Origin of the sequence: Nonomuraea sp. B19D2, assembly GCF_040137845.1 — a bacterium.
Classification (GTDB): domain Bacteria; phylum Actinomycetota; class Actinomycetes; order Streptosporangiales; family Streptosporangiaceae; genus Nonomuraea.
Window position 1 is genome coordinate 232,691 of record NZ_JBEFAK010000010.1, and the last position, 26,937, is coordinate 259,627.

The 26,937-nt window shown below is 69.8% G+C and carries 32 protein-coding genes; 12 read left to right on the forward strand and 20 right to left on the reverse strand.

All coding sequences use genetic code 11. The features are described 5' to 3' along the window. Positions 1 to 25 precede the first annotated feature (25 nt). From ABN273_RS20860 to ABN273_RS20880, 5 genes are all read right to left on the reverse strand, one after another. A complete protein-coding gene (locus tag ABN273_RS20860; protein ID WP_349450599.1) occupies positions 26 to 706 on the reverse strand; it encodes a helix-turn-helix domain-containing protein in 681 nt (226 codons plus the stop codon). Positions 707 to 783: 77 nt separating this feature from the next. Next, the gene (locus ABN273_RS20865) at positions 784 to 990 is read right to left on the reverse strand and encodes a hypothetical protein (protein ID WP_349450600.1); all 207 of its coding nucleotides are present in this window, start codon (positions 988 to 990) and stop codon (positions 784 to 786) included. A 28-nt stretch (positions 991 to 1,018) separates the two neighbouring features. Beyond that, positions 1,019 to 2,635, reverse strand: a complete 1,617-nt coding sequence (locus tag ABN273_RS20870; RefSeq protein ID WP_349450601.1) for a serine/threonine-protein kinase — start codon at positions 2,633 to 2,635, stop codon at positions 1,019 to 1,021. A gap of 93 nt (positions 2,636 to 2,728) precedes the next feature. After that, positions 2,729 to 3,544, reverse strand: a complete 816-nt coding sequence (locus ABN273_RS20875; RefSeq protein ID WP_349450602.1) for an alpha/beta fold hydrolase — start codon at positions 3,542 to 3,544, stop codon at positions 2,729 to 2,731. Positions 3,545 to 3,576: 32 nt separating this feature from the next. After that, positions 3,577 to 4,023 (reverse strand): MarR family transcriptional regulator, encoded by a 447-nt coding sequence (locus ABN273_RS20880; protein WP_349450603.1) that lies wholly within the window; start codon positions 4,021 to 4,023, stop codon positions 3,577 to 3,579. 41 nt (positions 4,024 to 4,064) lie between these two features. On the opposite strand from ABN273_RS20880, the gene ABN273_RS20885 reads away from it, so the two are divergent. Then, positions 4,065 to 4,427, forward strand: coding sequence for a nucleotide pyrophosphohydrolase (locus ABN273_RS20885; RefSeq protein ID WP_349450604.1), 363 nt, complete (start codon positions 4,065 to 4,067; stop codon positions 4,425 to 4,427). 90 nt (positions 4,428 to 4,517) lie between these two features. Here ABN273_RS20885 and ABN273_RS20890 read toward each other — a convergent pair whose 3' ends face one another. After that, positions 4,518 to 5,120, reverse strand: a complete 603-nt coding sequence (locus ABN273_RS20890; protein ID WP_349450605.1) for a TetR/AcrR family transcriptional regulator — start codon at positions 5,118 to 5,120, stop codon at positions 4,518 to 4,520. An 89-nt stretch (positions 5,121 to 5,209) separates the two neighbouring features. Between ABN273_RS20890 and ABN273_RS20895 the strand changes: the two genes are divergently transcribed. Continuing rightward, on the forward strand, positions 5,210 to 5,626 hold the full coding sequence (locus ABN273_RS20895; RefSeq protein ID WP_349450606.1) for a hypothetical protein: 417 nt from the start codon (positions 5,210 to 5,212) through the stop codon (positions 5,624 to 5,626). A gap of 40 nt (positions 5,627 to 5,666) precedes the next feature. Continuing rightward, complete coding sequence (locus tag ABN273_RS20900) at positions 5,667 to 8,825, forward strand: AfsR/SARP family transcriptional regulator (RefSeq protein WP_349450607.1); 3,159 nt, start codon at positions 5,667 to 5,669, stop codon at positions 8,823 to 8,825. Between the two features lie 3 nt (positions 8,826 to 8,828). Here the strand turns inward: ABN273_RS20900 and ABN273_RS20905 are convergent, their stop codons facing one another. Continuing rightward, positions 8,829 to 9,275, reverse strand: coding sequence for an SRPBCC family protein (locus ABN273_RS20905; protein WP_349450608.1), 447 nt, complete (start codon positions 9,273 to 9,275; stop codon positions 8,829 to 8,831). A 58-nt stretch (positions 9,276 to 9,333) separates the two neighbouring features. Between ABN273_RS20905 and ABN273_RS20910 the strand changes: the two genes are divergently transcribed. Both ABN273_RS20910 and ABN273_RS20915 read left to right on the forward strand, forming a co-directional pair. Continuing rightward, complete coding sequence (locus ABN273_RS20910; RefSeq protein ID WP_349450609.1) at positions 9,334 to 10,548, forward strand: amidohydrolase family protein; 1,215 nt, start codon at positions 9,334 to 9,336, stop codon at positions 10,546 to 10,548. Positions 10,549 to 10,568: 20 nt separating this feature from the next. After that, the gene (locus ABN273_RS20915; RefSeq protein ID WP_349450610.1) at positions 10,569 to 11,603 is read left to right on the forward strand and encodes an alpha/beta hydrolase; all 1,035 of its coding nucleotides are present in this window, start codon (positions 10,569 to 10,571) and stop codon (positions 11,601 to 11,603) included. Positions 11,604 to 11,644: 41 nt separating this feature from the next. Here the strand turns inward: ABN273_RS20915 and ABN273_RS20920 are convergent, their stop codons facing one another. Further along, positions 11,645 to 12,052: a hypothetical protein gene (locus ABN273_RS20920; RefSeq protein WP_349450611.1), complete on the reverse strand. Its 408-nt coding sequence runs from the start codon at positions 12,050 to 12,052 to the stop codon at positions 11,645 to 11,647. A 136-nt stretch (positions 12,053 to 12,188) separates the two neighbouring features. On the opposite strand from ABN273_RS20920, the gene ABN273_RS20925 reads away from it, so the two are divergent. Further along, a complete protein-coding gene (locus ABN273_RS20925; RefSeq protein ID WP_349450612.1) occupies positions 12,189 to 12,473 on the forward strand; it encodes a hypothetical protein in 285 nt (94 codons plus the stop codon). Between the two features lie 2 nt (positions 12,474 to 12,475). After that, positions 12,476 to 12,889 (forward strand): PIN domain-containing protein, encoded by a 414-nt coding sequence (locus ABN273_RS20930; RefSeq protein ID WP_349450613.1) that lies wholly within the window; start codon positions 12,476 to 12,478, stop codon positions 12,887 to 12,889. Here ABN273_RS20930 and ABN273_RS20935 read toward each other — a convergent pair. After that, on the reverse strand, positions 12,886 to 14,010 hold the full coding sequence (locus ABN273_RS20935) for an FAD-dependent oxidoreductase (RefSeq protein ID WP_349450614.1): 1,125 nt from the start codon (positions 14,008 to 14,010) through the stop codon (positions 12,886 to 12,888). The genes ABN273_RS20930 and ABN273_RS20935 overlap by 4 nt on opposite strands. A 62-nt stretch (positions 14,011 to 14,072) precedes the next feature. On the opposite strand from ABN273_RS20935, the gene ABN273_RS20940 reads away from it, so the two are divergent. Next, entirely contained in the window at positions 14,073 to 14,573 is a 501-nt protein-coding gene (locus tag ABN273_RS20940) for a MarR family winged helix-turn-helix transcriptional regulator (protein ID WP_349450615.1), read from the forward strand. Positions 14,574 to 14,690: 117 nt separating this feature from the next. Here ABN273_RS20940 and ABN273_RS20945 read toward each other — a convergent pair whose 3' ends face one another. The 11 genes from ABN273_RS20945 to ABN273_RS20995 all read right to left on the reverse strand — a co-directional run bounded on the left by ABN273_RS20945 (position 14,691) and on the right by ABN273_RS20995 (position 22,284). After that, positions 14,691 to 15,134: an SRPBCC family protein gene (locus ABN273_RS20945; protein ID WP_349450616.1), complete on the reverse strand. Its 444-nt coding sequence runs from the start codon at positions 15,132 to 15,134 to the stop codon at positions 14,691 to 14,693. Between the two features lie 32 nt (positions 15,135 to 15,166). Continuing rightward, the gene (locus ABN273_RS20950) at positions 15,167 to 15,517 is read right to left on the reverse strand and encodes an ArsR/SmtB family transcription factor (RefSeq protein WP_349450617.1); all 351 of its coding nucleotides are present in this window, start codon (positions 15,515 to 15,517) and stop codon (positions 15,167 to 15,169) included. After that, positions 15,514 to 15,975 carry an SRPBCC family protein gene (locus tag ABN273_RS20955; RefSeq protein WP_349450618.1) on the reverse strand — a complete coding sequence of 154 codons (462 nt, stop codon included), beginning with the start codon at positions 15,973 to 15,975 and terminating at the stop codon, positions 15,514 to 15,516. The genes ABN273_RS20950 and ABN273_RS20955 overlap by 4 nt, the downstream gene beginning before the upstream one ends. A 154-nt stretch (positions 15,976 to 16,129) precedes the next feature. After that, positions 16,130 to 16,792 carry a maltokinase N-terminal cap-like domain-containing protein gene (locus ABN273_RS20960; RefSeq protein WP_349450619.1) on the reverse strand — a complete coding sequence of 221 codons (663 nt, stop codon included), beginning with the start codon at positions 16,790 to 16,792 and terminating at the stop codon, positions 16,130 to 16,132. A 121-nt stretch (positions 16,793 to 16,913) separates the two neighbouring features. Beyond that, positions 16,914 to 17,495 (reverse strand): P-loop nucleotide/nucleoside kinase family protein, encoded by a 582-nt coding sequence (locus ABN273_RS20965; protein ID WP_349450620.1) that lies wholly within the window; start codon positions 17,493 to 17,495, stop codon positions 16,914 to 16,916. A 49-nt stretch (positions 17,496 to 17,544) separates the two neighbouring features. Then, the gene (locus ABN273_RS20970) at positions 17,545 to 18,087 is read right to left on the reverse strand and encodes a GNAT family N-acetyltransferase (RefSeq protein WP_349450621.1); all 543 of its coding nucleotides are present in this window, start codon (positions 18,085 to 18,087) and stop codon (positions 17,545 to 17,547) included. A gap of 273 nt (positions 18,088 to 18,360) precedes the next feature. Next, on the reverse strand, positions 18,361 to 19,032 hold the full coding sequence (locus tag ABN273_RS20975; RefSeq protein WP_349450622.1) for an acetoacetate decarboxylase family protein: 672 nt from the start codon (positions 19,030 to 19,032) through the stop codon (positions 18,361 to 18,363). 263 nt (positions 19,033 to 19,295) lie between these two features. Beyond that, positions 19,296 to 19,889, reverse strand: coding sequence for a serine hydrolase (locus tag ABN273_RS20980; RefSeq protein ID WP_349450623.1), 594 nt, complete (start codon positions 19,887 to 19,889; stop codon positions 19,296 to 19,298). Between the two features lie 37 nt (positions 19,890 to 19,926). Beyond that, positions 19,927 to 20,436 (reverse strand): serine hydrolase domain-containing protein, encoded by a 510-nt coding sequence (locus ABN273_RS20985; RefSeq protein ID WP_349450624.1) that lies wholly within the window; start codon positions 20,434 to 20,436, stop codon positions 19,927 to 19,929. 236 nt (positions 20,437 to 20,672) lie between these two features. Then, positions 20,673 to 20,837, reverse strand: coding sequence for a hypothetical protein (locus ABN273_RS20990; protein ID WP_349450625.1), 165 nt, complete (start codon positions 20,835 to 20,837; stop codon positions 20,673 to 20,675). Positions 20,838 to 21,273: 436 nt separating this feature from the next. Then, complete coding sequence (locus ABN273_RS20995; protein WP_349450626.1) at positions 21,274 to 22,284, reverse strand: LacI family DNA-binding transcriptional regulator; 1,011 nt, start codon at positions 22,282 to 22,284, stop codon at positions 21,274 to 21,276. Positions 22,285 to 22,478: 194 nt separating this feature from the next. Here ABN273_RS20995 and ABN273_RS21000 point away from each other — a divergent pair, with 194 nt between their 5' ends. Genes ABN273_RS21000 through ABN273_RS21015 form a run of 4 tightly spaced genes read left to right on the forward strand, consistent with a single transcriptional unit; the run spans position 22,479 to position 26,933 of the window. Beyond that, on the forward strand, positions 22,479 to 23,765 hold the full coding sequence (locus ABN273_RS21000; RefSeq protein ID WP_349450627.1) for an extracellular solute-binding protein: 1,287 nt from the start codon (positions 22,479 to 22,481) through the stop codon (positions 23,763 to 23,765). After that, on the forward strand, positions 23,762 to 24,721 hold the full coding sequence (locus tag ABN273_RS21005) for a carbohydrate ABC transporter permease (protein ID WP_349450628.1): 960 nt from the start codon (positions 23,762 to 23,764) through the stop codon (positions 24,719 to 24,721). Before ABN273_RS21000 ends, ABN273_RS21005 begins: the two co-directional genes overlap by 4 nt. After that, the gene (locus ABN273_RS21010; RefSeq protein ID WP_349450629.1) at positions 24,718 to 25,560 is read left to right on the forward strand and encodes a carbohydrate ABC transporter permease; all 843 of its coding nucleotides are present in this window, start codon (positions 24,718 to 24,720) and stop codon (positions 25,558 to 25,560) included. Before ABN273_RS21005 ends, ABN273_RS21010 begins: the two co-directional genes overlap by 4 nt. A 5-nt stretch (positions 25,561 to 25,565) precedes the next feature. Then, positions 25,566 to 26,933 carry a glycoside hydrolase family 5 protein gene (locus ABN273_RS21015; RefSeq protein ID WP_349450630.1) on the forward strand — a complete coding sequence of 456 codons (1,368 nt, stop codon included), beginning with the start codon at positions 25,566 to 25,568 and terminating at the stop codon, positions 26,931 to 26,933. The last annotated feature ends 4 nt before the right edge of the window (positions 26,934 to 26,937 follow it).

Below are 26,937 nucleotides of genomic sequence, written 5' to 3' on the forward strand. Positions count from 1 at the left end.
GGCCGCCTCAACATCACGATGCGCGTCACGGGTCTACGAGGACGTAGTCGAAGTCGTCGTCGGTGAGCGTGCGCCGCAAGATCTGCAGGACCCGCTGCGGCTTGTCGTCCGGCCCCTGCACATAGAACGGCTTGCCGTTACGGCCGAAGGTGATCGCCGAGTCGCCTTCCCACTTGCCCAGCATGTCGTCGGCCAGCGGCGCGTAGTCCTCGTGCGCCTCGAACCCGAGCGTGCGGGCGTGGTCGATGGACCCGAACACGATGTTCTTGGCCAGCTCGAACGGCGCCTCCTGCCAGCCCGCGTACTCGCCGAAGAAGTACTGGCGGAAGCGCACCAGGTCACGCTCGTCGAGCACATCGGGGCCGATGGCGTTCTTCAGCCCGAGGCAGTAGACGTCCGCCAGGTAGCCGCAGACCGTCATCTTGTCCCAGGTGTGCCGCCGGGCGACCAGCACGCACACCATGCCGCCCGTGCCCGACTCCGGCGCCTCGTCCACCCATCCGCGGGCGGGGTCGACGATGAGTCCCTCGCTCCAGCCGACGTTGACCCAGCACCCGACCACTTCGGGGTCGACGGCGGGAATCTCCGCGGCGATGGCCCGCACCAGCGGCGCCACCACGGACGGCGGCACCTTCAGCGCCCTGGCGATCTCCTTCGGGGAACGGCCCTGAGCCCGCAGCTCGCGCACCTGATCCTTCAGCTCCATTCGGGCAGCCTAACCGGGCCAAGGGCACGCATCGAGCCACCACCAGCCGTCGGCGAGCTCAAATCTGGGGCAGATCATCATCCCGAATCCGTCGTACGGACCGCCGGGCGCTCCCGCATAGCCGACGGCATCATCCGGAATCCCCACCCAGTCCGGCACGAAAAGGCGCCGTCCTCCCAGGTCACCACGGTGCAGGTCGCCGAGACGAAGCAGAGCTCGCCGGGCAGCCGCGCGCCGTAGTACTCGTCGGAGTCCAGCCGGCCCTGCCGCGCCAGCCCGGCCACGCCAAATGTGGAGATCCCGGCAAACTGTCTAGTGAAAAGCGGACCCGCGCGGCTCCTGGCCGGTCAGGTTGCCGATGCAGCGGTAGAAGCGCACGCCCTGCTCGAACTGCGCCTGGGACGGCGGCATGACGTCGGCCTGCCATCTGGCGGACCCGGTGCGCCTGGCCGTGCCGACCCTGCTGGCCAGGAGGATCGCCCGGCTGCAGACCCGCTTCACCGTCGGGTGCTTGGCGAGGTCCTGCTGCACGTACGTGTCGGCGTCGGCCGGGATCGGGGCCACCGCGAACGTCTCCCATGAGTGCTTCTCCTCGCACCCGAGCCGTCTGGCCTTCGTGTCGCCCACGATGATGACCAGTCCGCCCCAGCACTCCGACTCCCGCACGCAGGCCGCGCCCGCGCCGCGCACCTTGGCGGCCGGGCAGTTCTCCGTGTAGGTGTCCAGTGCTCCGAACACGGTCTTGGCCGGTTGCTCCTTGGGCTGGGTGGTGGTCGTGGTGCCGGGTGAGGCCTGCCGGGTGTCGGCCGGGCCCGATGCCTCGGTGACACGCGAGTCCTTGATGACGTACGAGTAGACGACCACGCCGACGCCCACCGAGATGACCAGGGCCAGGGCGGCGACGATCGCGACCAGCGCCTTCGAGGTGCCGTCCCGGGCGGATGGCCGGGTGTCCGGATGAGCCTCCGGCGGTGGGCCCGCGACCGGCGGCAGAGGCGGCATCGGGCCGCGTCCCCGCTCCCGCCCCGGCCCGGAGGAGGCATAAGAGCCCGGCCATGCGGGCGGGCCCAGCGGCGCGGCGGGGTGTCCGGCCGGCGAAGGCGCCGGTACGGCTGCCGGCCCCGAGGATGGGCCGAGCGGGACGGCGGCGAGGGCGTCGCGGAACGCCGCCGCACTGGGCGTGCGCTCGCGCGGATCGCTCGCCAGGGCGCGGCGCAGCACGGCGGTCAGCTCCGGCGGCACGCCGGGGATCTCGGGAACGGGCAGGCGGTGCAGGGCCAGGATCATCGCCAGGTTCGGCACGCCGCTCTCCGGGAAGCGCGGCGGGCGGCCGGACATCAGGGCGTAGACGGCGGCCGCCAGCGCGTACACGTCCCCGGCCGGCGTGGGCTCGGCCAGCTCGAACGCCTCAGGCGGGGCGTACGAGGGCGTCAAGGACTCGCGTGTCACCGAGGCATCGGGCCCGGACGCGGGCATGGTGGCCAGGCCGAAGTCGGACAGGGCGACCTGGCCGTACCGGTTGACCAGGATGTTGCCCGGCTTCACGTCACGGTGGAGCACCCCTTGCGCATGCGCGGCGGCCAGCGCGTCGGCGATGCGCACGCCCACGTCGCGCGCCTCGGCCGGAGACAGCCTCCGTCCCGACAACGACCCGCCGGGGCACAGCTCCAGCACCATGTACGGTCGCCCATCCGGCAGCAGCCCCGCGTCGTAGACGGCCACCACGTGCGGATGGGCGGACAGGGCTCCGGCGGCCGTGACCTCGCGCATGAAACGGCGCTTGTCGCGCTCGGACAGCAGCACCCGGTTGTCTACCTTGAGCGCGACCTCACGACCCACGGCAGACTGCAGGGCGAGATACACCACACCGAAGCCGCCCTGGCCGAGAACGCCCTTGATCTCGTAGCCCGGCACCGATAATTCGGACACGCGCGGAAGCGTACAGGTTCGCGGGCCCGGCCTTCAGGGCGCTCGGACATATCACCCGGCCCCGGCGTCGCTCGACCCGCGCACGGGACGAGATCATCGGCTCACGGACTCGAGTACCTCGCGGAGCCGGGCCGCGTACGCGCGCGGATGGCTGGTGTTGCCGTTGTGGCCGCCCGGGAACTCCACCAGCTCGGTGCCGAGCAGCTTGGCCAGCTCGACCGCGCACCGGTGGTCGAAGACGTGGTGCGGGGTGGTGCGCCCGGCCGCGGGCAGGATGCGGGTACGGCAGCCGCTCAGGTCCAGCTCGTCCGCCACGACGGCCGTGAAGTCGTGGCGGATGAAGAAGTCGAAGTTCGCCTGCCGCTGGGGCGTCATGGGCTGCGGGGTCAGGCCGGTCTCCGCGTCCTCGGTGGTGCCGAGCACCCGCTTCACCTGGCCGATCGCGGCGGGCAGGCCGCTTTCGAGGTAGAGCGCCTGGAGCTCGGTCAGCTCCGCCCGGTGACCGGCGCGTTCGGCCTCAGGCAGCAGCCAGGGCGAGACGGGCTCGTGCGCGATGAGCAGGCTGAGCTGTTCGGGGTGCTCGACGGCCAGGTGGAGCCCGATGGAGGCGCCCAGGCTCTGGCCCAGCATGATCACGGGCTGGCCCGTGAGGTGGGCCAGGAGCCGGTGCACGTCATCGGCGTGCTGCCGCACGCTCACCTCTGTCGCCGGGGCGCCGTGGATCGTGCTGCGGCTGAGCCCGCGCCGGTCGTACGTGATCACCGTGTACTCGTCCACCAGCCGGTCGGCCAGGTCGACGCTGCGTCCCGCGTCGCCTTCGCCGCTCTGGGAGATCAGCAGGAGCGGGCCGGTGCCGCGGGTCTCGTAGTAGAGATCGGCGCCGGGCACGTGCAAGATTTCCGCGGTCATGCAGACCACGATAATCCATCAAATTTGATGCATCAAGTTCGATGCATCTTCCCCGGGATCAGCCGGGTCGCCAGCTCCTCCAGGGCCGCCACGGTCTCGCTCACGCGCCGAGGATCGTCCGTACCCAGGGCGGCGGCCAGCGCGGCGTCGATCGGGGTGTCCCGGACCCTGGTCACCCGGTCAGACACCCCCGGGGCCTCGCGGATGATCGTCCGCCGCCGGTCCGCGGGGTCCGTCTCGGCGATCACCGCGCCCGCGGTGCGCAGCCGCGCGATGGCCGCCGACACGGCGCTCTGCGGCAGGCCGGTACGGGCGGCGATCTCGCCCACGGTGGTGTCCGGGTGCCCGCGCAGATCACTCACCACGATCAGGACCGTGCGCACACTCGTGGAGTGCTCGCCGATGCCCTCGGCCGGCATCGCCTCCTCGCCGATCTTCATCAGTGTCCGGCCCAACAGGAACAGCTCGACCCCATTCACGACCAGCAACATACCGGCGCGGCTCGATAGGGTCGTGCGACGTGACAACGGAGTTGCAGCACCTCGCCGTACGACTGCGGGAGTTCGCGAGGGTCAGGGACTGGGAGCAGTTCCACACGCCGAAGAATCTGGCGATGGCGCTGGCGGGCGAGGTCGGGGAGCTGGTGGCGGAGTTCCAGTGGCTGACGGCCGACGAGTCCAGGAGCCCCGATCCCGACGCGCTCGCCAGGATGCGTACCGAGCTGGGCGACGTGACCCTCTACCTGATCCGGCTGGCCGACGTGCTCGGCGTGGACCTGGTGGAGGCGGCGCAGGCCAAGCTGGAGGACAACGACCGGCGCTACGCCGCCGACCGCTACCGCGGCTCGGCCGAGAAGGCGCCGCCGTCGCCGCACGACGGCTGACCCGTCCATCGGACCCACCGCCCCTGGCCGCATGGCTGAGGTCTTTTTAGGGAGGAAAGGGGCGAGTGGCACCGCTGAGATCCCTTTGGGTCAGGGGCGTCCTGCCGGGCCGGTTTCGGCGGCCAGGAGGCGGGCGACGTCGGCGGCCAGCGTTTCGGCGAAGCCGGACAACCGGGCGCGGTCCTCGAAGAGCAGGAACAGCCAGGCGAAGATCGGCCCCAGCAGCATGGCGTGCACCCGCGCCGGATCCGGCCGGCACGCCAGCTCCCCCCGCCCCACCGCCCGGTCCAGCACCTCGGTCACGCAGTCACGCTCGGCCTTGACGAACGTCCCCGCGAACATGGCCGCCATCCCCCCATCCGCGTGAACGTCGGCCAGCAACCCGGGCACCACTCCCGGCGGCGGCGTGGCCAGGCTCGTGACGATGACGCGGGTGACCGCCGCCAGGTCGGCGGCCAGCGAGCCGGCGTCGGGCGGCGTCTCCAGCTCCAGGTCGTGCATGACCGCCGCGAAGATCATCGCCTGCTTGGTGGCGTGGCGGCGGTAGATGGCCGCCTTCCCGACGCCCGCCCTGGAGGCCACGGCGTCCACGGTGAGCTGCGCGTACCCCTGCTCGGCCAGCAGCTCGCGGGCCGCCGCGGCGATGGCCCCGTCCACCCGCCCGTCCCTGGGACGGCCCACCGGTTGCGTCATGCGGGCGAGTCTATTACGGAACCAGCAGATCCGTAATGTGATGTAGCCGACGTTGCGCCCCGGCCCGGCCAGGCGCATTATTCGGAACCATGAGTTCCGATACTTCAGTTTCCGTAAAGCGGGCGGGCGGGATCCTGGTGTTCCTGGCCTGCGCGCACCTGGTGCTCACCGGGGTGCTGAGCGCCGAGCACATCCCGAGCTGGTTCGCCGGCGGAATGTGGTTCTTCCCGCCAGGACCGGACGACCTGTCGCAGCTCGCGCCGCACGTGGGCGCGTTCTGGCTCGTCTGGGGCAGCTTCGCGGTGCCGTTGGGGCTGATCGGGGCGCTGGTCGTGGGATTCGGGCGGCGCGGGGAGGTGCCGCCCTCGTATCTCGGGATCGGCGTGGCGCTCTGGGCGCTGGCCGGGGCCGCAGTGTTCGAGCCCTCGCCGTTCATCCTGGCCGTGGTGCCCGCCGCGATGCTGCTGGCCGCCCGGCGCCGGGCGGTGGCCGCGTCCGCGTCATGAATCTTTCCGCGGGCTTGAGGCCGCACATAAGGTGACGAGCATGCGTTTTGGGGTGCTGGGCCCGCTGGCCGTGTGGACGGACTCCGGCGAGAGTGTCACGATTCCCGGGCTCAAGGTACGCGCGCTGCTCGTGGACCTGCTCGTCCACGAGGGCCATCCGGTGTCCGTGGACCGGCTGGTCGACGACCTGTGGGGCGCGGAGCCGCCGGGCAATCCGGCCGGGGCGCTGCAGGTGCGGGTCTCGCAGCTGCGCAAGGCGTTCGAGGACGCCGAGCCCGGCGGCAAGAACCTCGTCGTCTCCCGCGCTCCGGGCTATCTGCTACGTCACGAGGACGGCGCCGTGGACGCGGCCCGCTTCGCCGGCCTGCTGGCCAAGGCCGAGGCCGCCGACAGCCCGCGGACCCGGGCGGGGCTGCTGGCCGACGCGCTGGCGCTGTGGCGGGGGCCCGCGTACGCCGACTTCGCCGACGAGGAGTACACGAGGTCGGCCATCCTCCGCCTGGAGGAGCAGCGGCTGTCGGCGCTGGAGCAGCACGCCGAGGCGCGGCTGGAGCTGGGCGAGCACGGGCTGCTCGTGGGCGAGCTGGGCGACCTGGTGGCCAGGCATCCGCTCAGGGAACGGCTGCGCGCGGTCCACATGCGCGCCCTCTACCGGGCGGGCCGCCAGAGCGAGGCGCTGGGGTCCTACGCCGAGCTGCGGGACCGGCTGGCCGACGAGCTCGGCCTCGACCCCGGGCCCGAGCTGGTCGCGCTCCACCAGGCGATACTCGGGCAGGACCCGGCGCTGAGCGTGCCCGCCGACCGCCCCGTCACGAACCTGCCCGCCTCCGTCAGCAAGCTCATCGGCAGGGACGAGGCGCTGGCCGAGGTGTGCGCGCTGGTGGGCGACGAGCGGCTGGTGACGCTCACCGGCAGCGGCGGGGTGGGCAAGACCCGGCTGGCGCTGGAGGCCGCGAACCGGCTGGTGGACGAGTTCGCCGACGGGGCCTGGCTGGTCGCGCTCGACCAGGCGTCCCGCTCCCCCGCGGAGGCCGTCATGGCCGCCCTGGACATCCGGGAGGACGCCGCCGCGACGGCGGCCGCCTCCCCCGGCGACGCCGGCCGGGCCCTGATGGAGCGGCTCGCCGCGGCGCTCAGGGCCCGGCGGATGCTGCTGGTGCTGGACAACTGCGAGCACGTGGTCGAGCAGGTCGCCGAGCTGGCCGAGTCGCTCCTGCACGCCTGTCCCGGGCTGCGGATCCTGGCCACGAGCAGGGAGCCGCTGGCCGTGGCCGGCGAGGTGCTGTGGAGCGTGCCCCCGCTCGACGTGCCCGGCAGCGCCGACCTGGCGGTGATGGCGCGTTCCGACGCGGTCAGGTTGTTCGTGACCAGGGCCGCCGCCTCCGCCCGCGGGTTCGTGCTCGACGCGGGCAACGCCCAGGCCGTCGCGCAGCTCTGCAGGCGGCTGGACGGCATCCCGCTGGCGCTGGAGCTGGCCGCGACCCGGGTGCGGGCGCTGGGCGTCCAGGGTGTGGTGGCCAGGCTGGACGACCGGTTCCGGCTGCTGGCCTCGGGGCAGCGCGGCGCCCCCGCCCGCCAGCAGACGCTGACCGCGGTGATCGACTGGAGCTGGGACCTGCTGTCCGACGAGGAGCGCCGCGTCCTGCGCCGCCTCTCCGTGCACGCCGACGGCTGCACCCTGGAGGCGGCCGAGTCCGTCTGCGACGCGCCCGAGCTCGACGTGCTCGACCTGCTGGCCCGCCTGGTCGACCGCTCGCTCGTGGTCGTCGTCGACGCCTCCGCGGGCGTCAGGTACCGGCTGCTCGAATCGGTCTCCGCGTACTGCCTGGACCGGCTGTCCGACGCGGGCGAGCTCGATCGGACCCGCCTCGCGCACCTGCGCCACTACCTGGCGCTGGCCGTACGGGCTGAGCCGGAGCTGTACGGGCACGAGCAGCGGGACTGGCTGTTGCGCCTGGACGCGGAGGCCGCGAACATGCGGGCCGCGCTCGACACGGCGGTCGCACAGAAGGACGCCGGCAGCGCGGCCCGGCTGGTCAACGCGCTGGCCTGGTACTGGTTCCTGCGGGGCAGGCTGGCCGAGGGCAGGCGGTCGCTGGCGACCGCGCTGTCCGTCGCGGGCGATCACACTCCCGTCAGGGCCAGGGCGGCGGCGTGGGAGGCCGGGTTCGCGCTCATCCTGGGCGAGCAGGTCGAGTGGGAGCCCGTGCTGGAGGCCGTCGAGGATCCAGGTGAACGGGCCAGGGCCGCGCTGTTCGTGGGCATGCACGTCAAGGACATGCCGACGGGTCAGGAGCTGACGCGCCGGGCGCTGGCCACGTTCAGGGAGGTCGGCGACCGGTGGGGCGTCGCGGCGGCGCTCGCCAGGCAGGCCAGGGACGCGTTCACGACGCGGGACATCGAGGCGCTCGAGCGGATCGGCGAGGAGAGCGCGCGGCTGTTCACCGAGCTGGGCGACCGCTGGGGGCTGCTGCAGGCCAAGGCGTGGCTGGCCTCGCTGGCCGAGATGGCGACCGACGCGGAGCGGGCCAACCGGCTGTTCGGCGAGGGGCTGCGGATGGCCGAGGACCTGGGGCTGTGGCCGGAGGTCTCCACGAGCACCGCCTGGCTGGGCTGGATCGCGTTGCAGAGTGGCGAGTACGAGCGCGCCATGGAGTTCTGCGAGCGGGGCATGAGGCTGGCGGAAAGCCAGGGCTACCGGGAAGGCGCGACCATGGGCGAGATGGGCCTCGCCTTCGCCGCGCGCCGGGCCGGTCGGCTGGACCTGGCCGAGACGCACCTGCTCCGGCTGCTCGAAGGCGAGCCGCGCGACCCGGACACCGAGCCCTCTCTGCACGTGCCGGACACGCTGGTCGAGCTGGGCTACGTCATGGAGCTGCGCGGAAACCCGGCCGCCGCCATGGACCTGCACGTGGAGGGGCTGGCCGCGGCCCGCAAGATCGGCGACCCCAGGTCGATGGCGTTCGCCGTCGAGGGCGCGGCGGCGGCCGCGGGGCCGACCGAGAAGGCGGCCAAGCTGCTCGGGCTGGCAGCCGCGGCCAGGGAGCGCAACCAGACGCCCGCGGGGGCGGCCGAGCAGGCCGACAACGAGCGGGTGGCGGCGAGGGTGCGCGACGCGCTCGGGGAGGACGCCTTCGCCGCCGCGTACCGGGAAGGCGCCACCCTCAAGCTCGACGAGGCCGCGGACCTGCTGCCGTGAGGGCTACGCAAGGTGCTCGGCGAGCCGGTCGAAGAACTCGATCCAGCCTGCCTTGGCCTGTTCGGCGTGGTCGGGGTCGGTGTTGACGCCGTACTGGTGGAAGCGCATCTCCGTCTTGCCGTCCGCCTCGGTGAAGTGGAGCGTGACCACCGACGCCGGCCCGTCGCCCGGATTGTCCGGGTCGCCCGTGGTGAACACCAGCCGCTCCGGCCCCGCCACCTCGCGGTAGGCGCCGTCCAGCGTCGCCTCGAACCCCTCCTCCCCGACCAGCGTGGCCCGCCAGATGCCGCCGGGCCGGGCGTCCAGGGTGATCCGGCCGACCGGCGTGGTCAGCGTCCGGGGGCCGAACCACTGCGAGAAGCGCTCGGGCTCGGTCCAGGCGGCCCATACCAGCTCGCGGGGGGCGTCGAAGTGGCGGATGATCTCGTACTGTGCGGTGTTCGTCGTCATGTCCCCAGAGTGCGGGGACGGGCTTCAGATCCGCTTCTCATGGTCTTAAGGTCGGTGCATGAGGATCATTCGCGCCGCGAAGGTGCTCACCGGGCACCCCGGGGAGGTGATCGCGGACGGCGAGGTTCTCATCGACGGCTCCAAGATCGTCTCCGTGGGGCCGCGCGGCAGCGGGGGCGACGCCGCCGAGGTCCTCGACCTGCCGGGCCACACGGTGCTGCCGGGGCTGATCGACGCGCATGTGCACCTGGGGTTCGACGCCGCGGTCGACCCGGTGACGCGGCGCAGCCCCGAGAGCGATCATCACCTGCTGTTACGCATGGCGGAGAACGCCCGCAAGCTCGTCTCCGCAGGCGTCACGACCTGCCGCGACCTGGGCTCGCGCGGCTTCCTCAACCTGGCGCTGCGCGACGCCGTCGAGGAGGGTCTGGCGGTCGGCCCGCACATCGTGGCCGCCACCAGGCCCATCACGATCACGGGCGGCCACTGCTGGTACATGGGCGGCGAGGCCGACGACGAGCCCGCCGTCCGCCGCGTCGCCAGGGAGAACCTCCGGGCCGGTGCCGACTGCCTGAAGGTGATGGCCTCCGGCGGGCTGATGACGCCCGGCGCGCCGCCGAGCTGGGCGCAGCAGTACGGCGCCGATCTGCTCAGGGTCGTCGTGGAGGAGGCCGCGTCACGCGGCAAGGGCGTCGCGGCGCACGCCCACGCGCACGCGTCGATCCGCAGCTGCGTGGAGGCGGGCGTCACGACCATCGAGCACTGCACGTTCTTCACCCCGTCGGGGCACGAGTTCGACGCCGGGCTGGCCGATCTCGTCGCGGCCAGCGGCACGTACGTGTGCCCCACCGTGCACGGCGTGCTCTGGCGGATGCGCGAGCGCCATGGCCCCGAGATGGTGGACGCCTGGCTGAGCAGCGTGGCCGCCATGCGGGAGGCCGGGATCCGGCTCATCGCGGGCACCGACGCCGGGTTCGCCGCCGCCGGCGTGGCCAACCCCACCGACGGGTACATCGGCGGCCTGGAGGTGTTCGCGCAGGTCGGCTACGGCAACGCGGAGATCGTCGAGCTGGCCACCGTGCGCGCCGCCGACGCCTGCGGGGTGGGCGAGGTGACCGGCAGCCTGGAGGCCGGCAAGCGGGCCGACCTTATCGCGGTCGCGGGCGACCCGCTCGCCCGCCTGGCCGACCTGCGCAACCTCGCACTGGTCCTGGTCTCCGGCCGCTCCGTCACTCAGGCGGGCGTGGACACGGTGACCCCGTCCGTCGGCTGAGTCGATCGAAAGGATTCTCCATGCTGCCCTGGTCCGCCGAGCTGGCCGGCCGCCTCGACCACGACGTCATCGACAGCGCCCTGCTGCGCGGCAATCCCCTGGGGGACCCGCACGAGCGCCCGCTGCTGGTGTACGTCCCGCCGGGGTACGACGACGAGCCCGGCCGCCGCTACCCTTCGATCTACGTGCTGCTCGGCTACACCGGCCACGTCGCCATGTGGCTGAACCGGGCGCCGTTCCGCCAGCCGTACCCGGAGCTCGCCGACGCCGTGTTCGCGGCCGGGGACACGCCGCCCGCGATCGTCGTGTACGTGGACGCGTGGACCTCCCTCGGCGGCAGCCAGTACCTCGACTCCCCCGCCACCGGCCGCTACCACTCCTACCTGCGCGACGAGGTCGTGCCGTGGGTGGACGCCCGCTACCGCACGATCGCCGACCGCGACCACCGGGCGGTGACCGGCAAGTCCAGCGGCGGCTACGGCGCCATGGTGACCGCCATGCTGGCGCCCGACGTCTTCGGGGCGCTGGCCACGCATGCCGGTGACGCGTTGTTCGAGGTCAGCAACCGCAGGGCGTTCCCCGAGCTGGCGCGCAGGCTGCGCGACATGTACGAAGGCTCGTACGACAAGTTCCTCGCCGACTTCCGCGGCCGCCTGGCCGGGACCAAGGAGGGGGATCTGGACCTGCTGGAGATGTACGCGTACTCGGCGGCCTATTCCGCGGACCCGGACGGGACCGTGCGCGTGCCCTTCGACGACACGGGCGCGGTGCTGCCGGAGGTGTGGTCGCGCTGGCTGGCGTGCGATCCGGTGGTGATGGCCCAGGAGCCCCGCTACGCGCAGGCGCTCCGCTCGATGCGCGCGATCTGGGTGGATGCCGGGAACAAGGACGAGTACTTCCTGGACTTCGGGGCGGTGGCGTTCCGGCGGGCGCTGGAGGCGGCGGGCGTACCGGACGAGAAGATCTATTTCGAGCTCTTCGACGCCGGCCACGGCGCCATCGAGTACCGCTACCCCCTGGCGCTGGCCTGGCTCTCCCACCGCCTGACCCCCTGAGCCGGGCGGTCAGGCGCGTCCGCCCGCGCGGATGAGGCCGCTCATCGACTCCCGCGCCTGCGCCGATGACGGGCGAACCAGGCGCGGGACGACGGCGGCACGACGAGCAGCACGATGACCGCGCTGCCGGCCAGGGCCAGGATGACGGCCATCACCACCCCGAGCACCGGGTAGACCTGATCCCAGGCGTATGGACCGGCCCCCAGCACCAGCATGACCACGCCCAGGGCGATCCCCAGCAGCCGCGGGCCGCGCCATCCCCGCCACAACCCTCGGGCTATCGCGACGGCGAAGAGGCCGAGGATCGCCCACCAGATGCCTTGTGCCAGCAGGAGGCCGACGATGGCGATGGCCGCCATGGTGAACGACGCTGCCGCGACGGCCCAGACCACCGCCACGACACCGACCACGGGCGTCGGCGGGGTAGGCCCGTCAAGCGGTGACTTCATGGCTCCGCACCCTAACCCGGGCGGTCCGGGACCGGTCCCGGTTGGCGGACTATTACGGTGAGCCCATCGTCACTGAGAGCTATGGAAAACATGCGGACCGCAAGAAAAGATCTTAGGAAAGTATTAGCATGGCGTCATGAGTAGCCGAGCAAAACCCAGCATTGCTGTCACACTGGATCCCGACCTGGTGGAATACGTGAAATCTCGCGTAGGGGACGACGATGTCAAGTCCCTGTCCGCCTACGTCAACGAAGCTCTGGCTGCGCGAGTCCGAGAAGACCGGCGTCGCCGGGCGATCCTGGACGCGCATTTGACGCGAGCCCGGGAAAGTGCCGACCATGCGCGGGTCGACCGGATGATGGCCAATGTCAAAAAGCAGCTCGCCGATCTCCCCGGCTACCGCGGCGAGGCCGGACAGTGACTTTGCCCCCGCTCATCCTCGATACGGGCTTTCTGGCCGAACTGGCTCGAGGAGACAGCGACCTGATGGAGATGGTCGCCCGATTCGACGCCGAGGGCCAGTCCATGGTCATGTCCGTCCTGGCGATCACCGGTGCCTCACTCGACTGCGGCACCAAAGAGGCGACGGACTTGCTGCTCGGCATCGCCACCCTGCCGCAGATCACCGTTGCTGGAGCTCGCGAGCCTGAGCACGGCACCACTCTCGCCTCAGTGATCAACCGCACGGGCCTCGACTGGGGAGACGCCCACGTCGCCGCCATCGCCGACGCCTCAGTGTGCCCGGTGCTCACCCTGAACAAGCTCCACTGGGACAAAGCCACCCATGCCTTTGACGAGCCGCTGCACATCGTCGAAATCGCGAACCCAGAAACCTAACCAGCGGGCGCGGTGAGGCGGTTGCTGAAGCGGGCGAGCATGGCGGTCTGGGACGTCTCGGGGAACAGCCGGGCGATCAGCGGTGGGACGCGCCAGTTGGCGGGGTTGCGCTTGGCCAGCCGGGACACCAGGGAGATGTGCGGGTAGCGGGCCTTCTCGTAGGCGCGCAGCCATACCGCCGGATCGTCGCCGTCCCTGGAGAGCTCTCGCCCGAGCACCCAGGCGTCCTCGAGGGTCTGGTTGGCACCCTGCCCCAGAGTGGGCGGCATGGTGTGGGCGGCGTCGCCGACCAGCGTGATGCGGCCCTCCCCCCACACCCGGCGGACCTTGTTCCAGTGGTGGCCGAAGAACTCGAGGTCATCCTCGGAGGCGGCGGCGAGCACCTCGGGGACGGGCGACGCCCAGTGCCCGAACCGGCGCCTCAGCTCGGCCAGCGGGGCGGCGGGTCGCGGGTCGGCGGGCGACCAGGGCATGTCGAACCACCACTGCAGCAGGCCATCGCCGGCGGGCATGAGGCCGCACGCGCCCTCCCGCCCCGAGATCATGAGGTGGCGGGTCGTGTCGGTGATGTCGATGTCGATCGGGCTCAGGCCCTGCCAGGTGCCGAAAGTGGCCGGTCGCACGGTGCTCTCGCCCCACAGGGCGCGCCGTACGACGGAGTGGTGACCGTCGGCTCCGATGAGCACGTCGCCCGTGGCCGTCGATCCGCCGGCGAAGGTCGCCGTGACCCGGCTGCCCTCCTGCGTGACGCTCCGGCAGGTCATGCCGTAGTGGACGACATCGTCGGGCAGCCCGTCGGCCAGGCGTTCCATCAGGTGGCGGCGGGGGATCGCCTTGGTCACGAAGCCGAAGCGGTCGGCCGCGTGGGCGATGTCCATGCTGGTGCGCAGCCGGCCGCCGGAGGTCAGCGCGTCGATCCGGTCGATGCGGGCGCCGACGCCGTCCAGGCTGACGCCGAGATCGTTCAGCACGGCATTGCCGTTGCTCCAGACGAGCAGCGCCTTACCGCCTGTCCGCCGGGCCGGAGCCTGATCGTAAGCCCGCACCCGGTGACCGGCGGCCAGTAACCGGCGCGCGACGGCCAGGCCGCCCACCCCGGCGCCGATGACCAGAACGTCCATGTCTCCTCCAAATCGGAGTATCTTCGATTCGAAGTTACATTGCGGTGGAGTAGGTTTGGAAAGTGGCCCACAAACATCCAGAAGAGGCGGTCTTCCGCGAGTTCCTGGTCGCGATCCTGCTGCACAATGAGGCGGTCGCCGACCGGCTCGGCCTGCAGCCGGTCGACGTCGCCGCCACCATGCTGCTGGAGACGCGTGGGCCACTCGCCGTGGGAGCGATCGCGGAGGAGCTGGGGCTGCCGTCCGCCTCCACCACCCGGCTGATCGACAGGCTGGAGAAGGCGGGGTACGTACGACGGGTCCGGGGGGAACGGGATCGGCGCATGGTCACCGTGGAGCTGGTCGAGGGCGGGATGGACGATTACGACGCCGCCTGCGCCGCGTCCCGGCGGCACCTGGATGCGCTCGCCGTGCACTACGGCCCGGAACAGGTGCCGTTGCTCCTCGACATGTTCGCCCGCGTCGCCGTGGCCTACCGGTCGGCCACCAAGGAACTACGGCAGGACGCGACCTCCGACGCCGGGCACCCGGCGCCGCGCGGCGTCCACACCGGGCACGAGTAGCCGGTCGAGGCCGTCTGCGGTCGTCGAGCGGGGGACGAACGTCAGGCCGCCCGGAGCGGATCGCCGGTGTGCCCGGCCATGGACTGCTTCGGTGTAGGGATGAACGCGGGGGCCGGCTCAGTGCCAGTCGCTGATCTGCACGTCCTGCGGCGCCGGCGCGCCTTCGCCGTTCTCCACCAGGGACTTCAGGCTCATCAGGAACGAGCCCCACTTGGTGCTGCAGTGATGCATGAACTCCACCGGCTCCTTCCAGCCCTGGTGCTTGAACAGCACGATCGTGTAGTCGCCGTCCTGGCGGAGGTCCCAGTCGATCGTCGTCCCGATCCATTCCTCGGGACCGTCGACCACCCGCCACGCCACCCGCTCGGACGGCCGTAGCTCGACGACCTCCATGTCGAAGCCACCGACCGGGAACCGGAACTCGAGCACGCCGCCGACGTCGCCGCTCCCCTTCGTGTCGACGGTCCACCAGCCGGCGAGGCCCTCGACGGTCGTCAGCGCGTCGTACACCTTCTCCGGCGTCGGGGTCTTGACCCCGACCCTGTGCAGAATGTCCGCCATCTCGGCTCTCCTTGATCTCGCCAGTTTTGTTGTCAGCCCTGTTGGGCGTGCTGGATCGCCTCGGCGATCCGCTTGATCCGCTGCAGCCGGGCGTCCCACGCCGCCCCGACCGACGACAGCTGGGCCACCGCGCGAGCGAGCTGGGCGTCGTCCACCCGATACCGCTTCTCCCGGCCCGCCGGAGTCGCCCGGACCAGTCCGACCCGCTCGAGGACGCCGAGGTGCTTGGCCACCGCCTGACGGGTGACCGGCAGCTGCTGGGCCAGCGTGGTCGCGGTGCCGTCGACCTCGATGAGCAGCAGGTCGAGCATTCGGCGCCGGGTCGGGTCCCCGATCGCGGACCAGAGATCGTCGTCGACCTTCTCGGCCACCACTGTGCTCATGGCCGCAGCTCCAGCGTCGCGACGTACGGTGCCAGCCGCGGCAGATAGAAGTCCCAGCCGGTGACGTGCTCCTGGTACTGCTGCTCGAGGACGGCGATCTCCCAGCCCATCTCGCTGAAGCCGGTCTCGGTCATCTTGAGCAGCGTCCCCCGGCCCGACGGGGTCAGGTCGAAGGTGACCAGCAGGGAGTTGCCCTCCGTCGCGACCTCGCCGGCCGGGTGCGTCCAGCGGAACGAGAACGTCCGCGGCGGCCGCGCGTCGACAACAGTGAACGACACCACTGCCCCGCCGGCGTCGCGGTCACCGAAGACGATCTCTCCCGCCGACCCGGGCATTGGCTCGTACCGGGCGTCGTCCGGCCACCACTCCTTGAGGTGGTCGGGACTGCTCACCACCTCGAAGACAATCTCAGGCGACGCCTCGATGTAGATCTCGCGCTCGATGGTTCCGAACTCCATGCCACCCTCCTGCAACCTTTGGTTGCACATGAGGCTATCCGGAACGCCGACATTGCGCAACCATTAGTTGCACCAACGCCGTCGAGGAGCTGCTCCGCTATCTGACCGTCATCCCTGCCACGTCGCCTGGGACCATCGGTTGCCTGCTGTGGTACTAGGCACCAGGGCCGGTGCGCAAGACAACGAACAGCCCCCGCGCGCGGGTGCCGTCCGGCATGTGCCAGGAGCCGGCGACGTGGCCGGTCGCTTCCGATGGAAGGAGAGGCCCGCTCTCCGGGGCGGGGCGCAGGACCCGGTGCAAGCGGAGGGCCGTACCATGCGGCGCAGGCAGCTCAGTGCCCTCTTGGTCGTCGGTGGTGGTGGTGAAGTCCGTCTGGGCGAGGCCGTCACCCAGGTAGGAGCGGGTGACCTCCCGGTCGGGAGTGTCGCTGGTGTTCTGGTCCTGGGCCTGGACCCGCCCCTCGATCAGGGCCAGCAACTGGGCGACCAGCACCGGGTCGTGGCAGCCGTCGTAGGCCCAGCGCCGCCCCAGCACACCGTGCTCCATGGTGCCGACGAGGGCGTGCTCCGCCCCGTCGAGCGGGGCACCGCGATAGGTGAGCGGCACCAGGTAGGGGGTCGGGTGAGTGCCGGAGGCATCGGTGACCACCATGAACTCGATCCCGACCGCACCCTCCGGGTCGTCCAGCCGGAAGCCGCCGGCCTTGGCCAGGCTTGGTTCGCCCGCGCCGCCGCGGTACCACTGCCGGGAGGGTAGCCAGGAGGTGAGCAGTTCCAGCTTGGTCGGCTTGAGTGCGGTGTGGTGAATGACGGCCATGCTGAGGATTCTCTTCCGTTGAGCGGGTACGACCTTCGTAATCTTCCCATCTGCCGGCAAAGCCGTTCTTCAGCCGACAAAATCTACGGGACAGGCCCTGGTGCGCTTTCACGACCTACAGCTAGATGGTTGAGAGTCGTGCGCCGTAGATCTCTGGGAACTCGCGCACGATCACGGCCACCGTCTGCTCGGGCGTCATTCCTGTGCCGTCGACAGCGAGGTAGCGATAGCCGTCCTGATTGACCGCGAGCGTCGTGTCGACGGTGTCGAATTGATCCACACTGTCACGCCACTCCTGTGTGGTCTGCTTGGCGCGGGTGAGGCGCCGGTGCTGGCGTTCCTCTGGCTGCACGAGCAACTGGACCATGAACACCTCGTCGGCCTCCGGGACGAGCTCGCGAAAGCGCAGAAAGTCATCGCGTGTTTTGAAGAAGCTCCCCGCGATGACATTCTCGAAGCCGGCATTCCAGTAGTTGCGAACGAGGGCGGCAACGTTGGCTCGAAGCAGTTGCCAGAACGCGTCGTCGAAGAGACATGGATTGACCTGGCCCAGGTCTTCGGCATCGATCCGTGCGCCGTTCGGCGTGTGGGGCAACAGGGCGCGGACGATCGTAGTCTTACCCGCGCCTTCTTGCCCCGAGACAAGGATCAGGCGACGGGCAGCAGCACGGCCTGGACGTGGCGTTTGATCGGAACTGGTCACGATCTTCCACCCTCCCACATCTGGGAAGCCAAGATCGGCGGGCATCCCGTCAGAGATCTACGGGACAGGCCCTCAAGGGCGTGCGCCGGAGGGCCAGCTCATAGCGGCCGACCCAGATGACCGGCCCCTCCTGCAGCCGCTGACCAGGAGCACCACCCACCGGCACGTCTCCGCGGTGCGCGAAGCCGTGGGCCTCGTAGTAGGCACGCAGCCGATCATTGGACTTCACGCAGTCCAACCGCAGGGCGTTGGCGCCGCGCTGCCGTGCGGCATCGGCCGCCCAGTCGAGAATGCAGCCCCCGAGCCCCGCCGCCCATCGGCGCACGGCCATGCGGTGCACATATCCCGCCGAGCCGTCGAGATCCGCCCACAGCGGATCCGACCAGTCCATGGTGACCGTCCCCGCCACCTTGCCCCCGGCAGCCACCAGCCACGTCTCGCCTCGACAGATGGCTTCCTCAACCCATGCGGCCTCAAAACGCGCAGGCCACTGGCTGATCCCGCGTGCGTTGAGCCATCCCGCCGCCTCATCGAGCACGCTCAGGACTTCGTTCATACGGTCGACGCCGACACGCTGGAAGACGACCTCCATGCCGTTCCAACCAGCTGTCATGGCCTGAAGAATCCCAGCACCTCCGACACGCGCCCTCATAGGGCTCTCACTGAAGCGAGGCCCGCTTGGGGCGGGCTCCAGCAGACGCACAGCGCTTCGGGCTCATGCCGAAACCTGCACCGGCCCGAAGTCACCGCTCGTGGGGCTGGCGAGCCTCGGCGTAGCGCGCAGGATCGAGGTCACGCCCCTGTGGTCGTTGCCCCTCGCCCTCTCCCTAAGGGGCAACGACTCAGAACTCTGCCGGGAGCCTGATCAGTCCATCACCGACTCGCCGCCCGGGTAGGTGAAGGAAGACCTGGGCGAGTAGAACCCCCACACGATCTGCAGCGGGTCAGCGGGTCGGAGCGCGTAGACGGAGTGGCTCGGCTCCAGGAACTCCAGCGAGACGATCTCAAACGGATCGACCGGCTCCGCCACGAACGGATAGAGTCCGCTGATCCTCTGCCCGTCGACCTCGGTGATGTACCGCAGCTGCCCGCGGTTGACCGCTGTACCGGTGTGCCCGACCCGTGCGGTTGTGCGGATCACCGGCACACCGTCGGACTCGGTCGTCGCGACCAGTGTCTTCCCCTGGACCTCGATCGTGGTACGGCCGGGAGTGGCTGGCACTCCTCGTGCGGCCGCGTACTCGCGTACCACCGCACTCGAGTTGAAATAGTGTGTCCACCAGCGGCCGGGGGTCACGCCGTCGGGCGCGTAGGCATCCTCCAGGTCGGGCCCGATATACGTCAGCGAGTACGCGCCGAACCCGGAGGTCTGCTCGGGCCGGTCGACGACGTACTGGTTCATGAAGACCTGCCGGTTGGCCATCGGCTTCAAACCGTCGGGCACCAGTGCCGCGACGGCATCGGGTTCGGCCGGCACCCACCCGAAGTAGATCATCCGGCTGTTGACGACGAGCTGGGGTGCCACGAGTTCGGGCACGATTTCTCCCTTGCTATCGACGACGCATAGCCGGAACCTACGTGACGTTTTCCGGGAGAACAACGGCGCCAATTAAGGACGCTCCTTTCGCAGCTGCTCGCCTGGCCACAAGACTTGCCGGGACGAGATCGCCCGTGCGAGTGAACGTGAACACAGACGGATTTCTGCGCTCTTCTCACGATTCATCGCACGCTGACCGCCGCTCCCGGCAGCACCGACGAAATGCAACCTGTTCAAATCGGTAAAAGCGAGCGCTACACCGGTTATCTTGGCTGCGTCGCCGGACAGAACACCGATTTGAGGGCCTCGGTGATGCGTTGCGGCATGGTGCTGCGCTCGGCATCGTCCATGGCCGGTGTCAGGGACACGGCGAACTGTAGGCGGCCGTCGGAGGAGGGGTAGGTCGCGGCGGTGAAGCCGGGGGCGCTGCCCGGCCGCCTGGGGCGAACTCGGGGTTGCCGGCGCATGGGCCGCCCGAAGGCAGCGGCGGCATGCCCGGCGCCGGATCGATGATCACTTTGCGCAAGGACTCCGGCAGGAGCCTGCCCTGGCGGAGGCGCGCTGGAAGGCGCCCGTGTCGCGCGCGGTGGAGACCACACCGCCGGCGCCGAGCATGGTGGTGACGTGAGCTTGTCGACATCGCGCAGCGTGCCCGTCTTGTCCGGGGCGTAGCCGTGCCCGTGCGGGCCCTTGATGCCCTCGGGCGCCTTTGCGGGCAGGTAGGTATCGCGCATTCCGAGCGGGGCGAAGAGCCTGCGGTTGAGTTCGGCCGCCAGTGACCTTCCGGCCAGTTTCTCGATGATCATGCCGAGCAGGATGTAGTTGGTGTTGGCGTAGGTGAAGGTCCCGACCTCCACAGGCCGGGGTTCTTGCGCGAGGCCGCCAGCAGGTCGGTCAGGCGGTTTCGTGTGTGGGGTCCCAGGGATCCTTGTCCGCGCCGATGTAGTCGGGGATGCCTGAGGTCAACTGGATCAGGTTGCGTACCGTGATCTCGTCGGCCCGCTCCACCAGGTCCTTTTCCGCCACCTCCGGCAGGACCGCGCTGAGTTTGTCGTCCAGGCTCAGCTTGCCTTCCTTGACCAGTTGCAGCACCACGGTGGCGGTCATGCCCTTGGTCTGCGAGCCGATCCGGTAGCGGGCGTTCGAGGGGATCGCGCCGTCCTTGCCGTAGAGCAGGCGGGACCCGGCCGATCCGTCCCCGACCCGCTTGCTGTCCACGTACACCTCGCCGATGGCGCCCACCACGTGGCCGGTCTTCACCAAGTCTTCCATCGCCTTCTGCACGTCCCCGACCTTGACGGGGTCGGCAGATATCGAGGCGGTGGCGGGCGCGGCCACGCTCAGAGCCAGCGCCGCGCATGCCACCGAGGCGATGCGAGCCACTACCGCTCGACGCGAAACCATGAAGTCTCCCTCTGTGGAAGTCCGAAAAATCAGATGTCGAGCCACAGTTCTAGGGCGGGACGTGTTTCCTCAGTGTTTGCTCCACCATGCGGCTCCGACTTCCGCCCCCGTAATCGCGCAGTCGCCAGGGAGCCCTGGCGAAATCGGTGACCTTGCTGGCGGGGACCTCTCCTGCCCACCGCCATCATATGATCACGGGACACGCTCTAAGTGAGCCCCGGCACAACGGCGTCAGGTCAATCGATGTGGGGATAACTGCGCTCTTGGTAGTCGTTGAGCTGCCGCCATTGCGTGGGGTGAATGTCCAGAGTTTGAAGGTCTCCGGGTCGACCCAGCGAACATCGCCCGGCCTCGTCGTAGGCCTCCGGCTGGCCGCTGACTGGACGGGCGATCAGGATCACCTCGTACCCTTGGGGTCACATCTCGCCTGTGCTGGCAGTCACGCTCGGACCGTGGTCGAGCGGGAATCACAGTCCGACGTGGGCCTTGTCAAGAGACCGCTGGACGCCTGATCAGCCCTTCGCTGCTGACAGACCAACCACTACCGGCCCAGTGCTCATCGGCGACAGACCCATGGCTCTTCATAGCTGTTGTCAGTACATCCGTTAGCAAGATCGACCTGCGCATTAGGACTCGGCTGGGTCACACTGGTGACATGGAGGCCAGGGGATACGGAGCAGTCCGCCCTTACATCGTGCCCGAGACGTTGGAGGAACTCGCCGGGCCCATCAAGGGCGTCGTCTCACTTCCCCGACCTTTGGATCGGGGCGGGGTCCAGCAGGCCCACCCGGTAACAGGGCAACGGGTGGGTGCTCCCGACCCACCTACCCCGAACCCTTACTCGTAGCGGGCCGTGCTGTCTCGGACGATCAGCTCCGTGGCCAGTTCCACGCGTTTCGTCTCCGGTGCCTCTCCCCGGCCCATCGCCAGCACCGTACGCGTGGCCAGCGCCGCCATCTCCTGCAGCGGCTGGCGTACCGTCGTCAAGGGCGGCCAGGCCGACTTCGACAGGGGCAGATCGTCGAAGCCCACCACGCTCAAGTCCTCCGGCACGCGGAGCCCCCGCTGGCGGGCGGCCTCGAACACGCCGAACGCCATCAGGTCGCTGCCCGCGAAGATGGCCGTCGGAGGCTTGTCGAGCGAGAGGAGCGCGTGGCCCTCGTCGTGGCCGGACTCCACCAGGAACGTGCCGCGCCGGATCAGCTCGGGCGCGATCGGCACCCCCGCTGTCTCCAGCGCCGCCCGGTATCCGTCCACCCTGGCCTGGCTGCAGAGCATGTCGGTCGGGCCGCTGATCATGCCGATCCGGCGGTGGCCGAGCTCCAGCAGGTGGCGGGTCGCGGCCAGGCCGCCGTTCCAGTTGGTGGCCCCGACCGAGACGACGCCGGGGGCGGGCTCGCCCTCCGGGTCCACCACCGCGAACGGCAGCGAGCGCGCGCTGAGCTGGGCCTGGATGCCGGTGGACAGGCGCGAGGCGACGATGACCACGCCGTCGGTCCTGCGGGCGGCCAGGCGTTCGAGCCAGTCGCGGCCCGGGCCCGCATGGGTGTGCAGGACGGAGATGACCACGCTGGCCCCGGCCTCGTGGGCCGCGCCCTCCGCGCCGCGCACGATCTCCATGGCCCATGGCGACTCGATCTCGGCGAACACCAGGTCGACCAGGCCGGCCGGGGTGTCGTCCTGGCTGATGCGCCGCTGGTAACCGTGCTCCTGCAGGAGTCGTTCGACTCGATGGCGGGTCGCCGGAGCGACCTCTGGACGTCCGTTGATGACCTTGGACACCGTCGGGATGGAGACTCCGGCCTCCTCCGCGATCAGTGCGATCGTCACCCGCCGCTTCGCTGACACGTTCGGGAGTTTAGCCGAAAGTTTCGGTTTGGGATCGCTCCCACTCGAGGTGTTGACGCTTTCCATACCGTCTACCTACGATCCAGGCAGCGAAATTATCGGGGGAGTTACGAAACTTTCTTCCGGTGCGACTCACAGTGCCCCATGAGTCACGTGGAGGAGCGCCGGGCCACTTCTGAGGAAGGGACCCCTGGATGAAACGCAGTCTGGTGTTGATCGCGACCGCAGTGCTCATGGCCGGCTGCGGCGGTGGCGGCGGTGGGGGCAGCAGCACGGCTCCTCAGCAGGGTGGCTCGCCCGCCAAGGTCACGCTCGAATGGTGGCACCTGTCGACCGCCGAGCCGCTCAAGTCGCTCTGGGCGCAGCGGGCCAAGGAGTACATGGCCAAGCATCCCGACGTCACCATCAAGGCCACGGTCCTGGAGAACGACGCGTACAAGGCCAAGCTCACCACGATCACGCAGTCGGGCAAGGCGCCCGACATCTTCGCGACCTGGGGCGGCGGCGTGCTCAGGCAGCAGATCGACGCGGGGCTGGTCAAGGACATCTCCAGCGACGTCGCCGACGTCCTGCCCACCTTCACGCCGGCGGCGCTGAGCGCGTACCAGTTCGACGGCAAGACGTACGGGCTGCCGACCGACATCGGCCTGGTCGGTTTCTGGTACAACAAGAAACTTTTCGCCAAGGCGGGCATCACCGAGCCGCCCGCCACGTGGTCGGCGTTCCTCGAGGACGTCAAGAAGCTCAAGGCGGCGGGCGTCACCCCGATCGCCCTGGCCGGCAAGGAGAAGTGGCCGGGCCACTACTACTGGGCGTACCTCGCCATGCGCATCGCCGGCCTCGACGCGCTCAAGCAGGCGGCCACCGACCACGACTTCACCAAGCCCGACTTCGTGGCCGCCGGCCAGCAGGTCAAGGCGCTCGCGGACCTGCAGCCGTTCCAGAAGGGCTTCCTCGGCGCGGCGTACTCCACCCCCGACGGCCAGTCGGCCACGGTCTCGAACGGCAAGGCCGCCATGGAGCTGATGGGCCAGTGGGCGCCCGCCGTGCAGAAGGACTCCGGCAAGGGGCTCGGCGACGACCTGGGCTTCTTCCCCTTCCCCGCGGTCGAGGGCGGCAAGGGCTCGATCAGTGACGCGTTCGGCGGTGGCGGCGGGCTGGCCGTGGGCGCGGACGCCCCTGCGGAGGCCCTGGACTTCGTGAAGTTCATGACCGAGATGGGCAACCACTCCAAGGCCGTGGAGTCCGGCGGCGTGCTGCCGGTGCTCAAGGGCGAGGAGAGCGCGGTGAAGGACGCCAACCTCAAGCAGGTGGCGACCCTGCTCGCCGCGGCCGGCGGCTACCAGCTCTACCTGGACCAGGCCTATCCGCCCGCCGTCGGCCAGCAGGTCAACGACAGCGTGGCCGAGCTCATCGCCGGTACGAAGACGCCGGAGGAAGCGGGCAAGGACATCACCGAAGTGGCCAAGAGCGAAGGATGACGACACTCATCAGAGGGCCGGAGGCGGTTCAGCGTCCGGCCCCCGCCCCTGCCGCCAGGCGGCGCGGCCGCTGGGTGACCATCGCCCTGTTCCTGCTGCCCGCCCTGGTCCTCTTCCTGCTGCTCGTCGTCGCGCCGATCCTGGTGGCGTTCTACTCCAGCGTGTTCAGGTGGAACGGGTTCGGCGGCCTGCCGAGCAACTTCATCGGGCTGGACAACTTCACCCGGCTCTTCGGCACCGAAATTTTCGGGCAGGACCTGTGGCACCTGCTGGTCCTCGTACTGCTGTCGGTCTGCATCCAGCTGCCGTTCTCGCTGGCCATCGCGATGCTGCTGAACCAGCGGATCCGCGGGCGCGCGCTCTACCGGGTGGTGTTCTTCGCGCCGTACGTGCTCTCCGAGGTCATCACGGGCGTGCTGTTCTCGCTGATCCTCTCGCCCGAGTCGGGCATGGCGAACCGGCTCCTGTCGGTGTTCGGGCTCGACTCGGAGTGGCTGGCCAACCCCGACACCGTGATGCCGTCGCTCTTCCTCGTCATGACGTGGAAATATTTCGGCTTCCACATGATGATCTATCTGGCCGGGCGGCAGAACATCCCGAACGAGCTCATCGAGGCCGCCCAGATCGACGGCGCCACGAGCTGGAAGACGTTCCGGCACATCACGCTGCCGCTGCTCGGGCCGACGATCCGGATCAGCGTCTTCCTGTCCGTCATCTACACCATCCAGCTCTTCGACCTGGTCTGGATCCTCACCCAGGGCGGCCCTTCGCACTCCTCCGAGACGATGGCCGTCACCATGATGGACTGGGGTTTCAAGCGCTCCCAGGTCGGCTACGCCAGCGCGATCAGCGTCGTGATGTTCCTGCTCAGCCTCGTCTTCGCCCTCGTCTACCAGCGTTTCGTGATGCGCCGGGACCTGGCGGGCGCGACCACCTCGATGGGAGAGCGCCGATGATCCATCGCAAGAAGCGCACGCCGCGGCGCAACACCCTGCCGCTGCACGCGGTCGCGTGGATCGTCGGCGCGTTCGTCATCGTCCCGGTGATCTACGCGCTGATCGGCGGCTTCAAGTCCACCAGCGAGCTGTCCACCAACCCGTTCGGGCTGCCCGAAACGTGGGTGCCGGCCAACTACACCGACGTGCTCGGCTCGGGCTCGTTCTGGCTGCAGCTCTGGAACAGCACGTTCATCGCGGTCCTGACGACCGTGCTGACCGTCGGGGTGTCGGCGCTGGCGGGGTTCGTCTTCGCCAGGTTCGCCTTCCGCGGCAGGGAGTTGTTCTTCACGTTGTTCACGGCGGGGCTGATGTTCCCGTTCGCGGTGGCCATCCTGCCGATCTTCGTGCTGCTGCGCTCGTTCGGCCTGCTGGGCAACCCGTTCGGGGTGATCCTCACCCAGGCGGCCTTCGGCCTGCCGTTGACGATCATCATCCTGCGCGGCTTCTTCCGTAGCATCCCGGGCGAGGTGGAGGAGGCGGCCATCATCGACGGCTGCAGCCCGTTCGGGTTCTTCTGGCGGATCCTGCTGCCGATGGCCAGGCCCGCCATCGCCACCGTCTCGGTCCTCGCCCTCGTGGGCAGCTGGAACCAGTTCATGCTGCCGCTCGTGGTCTTCAACGAGGAGTCAAGCTGGACGCTGCCGCTGGGCATCCAGCAATTCCAGGGCCAGTACGCCTCCGATACCGCCCGCATCCTGGCCTATCTCGTCCTGGCCATGGTGCCCGCGCTCGGGTTCTACGCCGTTGCGGAACGTCACCTGGTCGGTGGTCTCACCGCGGGTGCGACGAAGGGATGACCTACATGCTGCAAGTATCCGGAGCCCAGCTCGTCAAGGACGGCGCCACGCCGGTACGGCTACGCGGGGTGGGTCTCGGGGGCTGGATGAACATGGAGAACTTCATCACCGGCTATCCCGCCAACGAGAGCTCCATGCGGTACGCCGTGCGCACCGTGCTGGGCGACGAGCGGGCGGAGTTGTTCTTCGACCGCCTGCTGACCTCGTTCTTCACCGAGGACGACGCGGCGCTGCTGGCCGGGCTGGGCATGAACTGCGTGCGCATCCCGGTCAACTACCGCCACTGGGAGTCCGACGACCGGCCCTTCGAGATCGACCCGCGCGGCTTCCGCCACCTCGACCGGGTGATCGGGCTGCTCGGCGCGCACGGCATCTACAGCGTGATCGACCTGCACGCGCTGCCCGGCTCCCAGAACCAGCACTGGCACTCCGACAACCCCACGCACGTCGCCGCGTTCTGGCAGCACCGGCACTTCCAGGACCGGGTGGTGCACCTGTGGGAGGCCATCGCGGACCACTACCGCGACAATCCCTGGGTCGCGGGATACAACCCGGTCAACGAGCCCGGCGACCTCACGGGCAAGGTCATCGGCCCGTTCTACGACCGGCTGGTGAAGGTCGTGCGGGCCGCCGACCCGCACCACATCCTGTTCCTGGACGGCAACACGTACGCCACCGATTTCTCGATATTTCGTGAGATGTATGAGAACACGGTCTTCGTCCTCCACGACTACGCACTGGCGGGCTTCGCCCACGGCGGGCCGTACCCCGGCTACACCCGCGGCGAGTGGTGTGACAGGAACGAGCTGGAGCGGACCTTCGCCAGGCGCTCCCGCTTCCAGCGCGAGACGGGCACGCCGCTGTGGGTGGGCGAGTTCGGCCCCGTCTACACCGGGGATCCGGCCCTGGACGAGCAGCGCTACCAGATCCTGCGCGACCAGCTGTCGATCTACGACGCCGAGGGCGCCGGCTGGTCGCTGTGGACGTACAAGGACGTGGGGCTGCAGGGGCTCGTGCACGCCGCGGGGCCGTACCTGCGCAGGTTCGGCGGCTTCATCGCCAAGAAGCGGCGGCTCGGCGCGGACCGCTGGGGCTCCACCATGGAGGAGTCCGCGGACGTGCTCACTCCGCTGCACACGCTGATCGAGACCGAGGCCCCCGGCTGGGAGCCGTACCCGTGGGGCGCCCGCTACCAGACCGACGACCTGATCAGGCACATCCTCATCGCACAGGCGCTGCTGCCCGAGTACGCCGAGCTGTTCCGCGGGCTCGACGACGGCGAGCTGACCGCGCTGGCCGACTCGTTCCTCCTGGAGCAGTGCGTACGCCGCCAGCCCCTGCTCGACCTGCTGGCCGGCAGCCTCCAGACGTGATGCC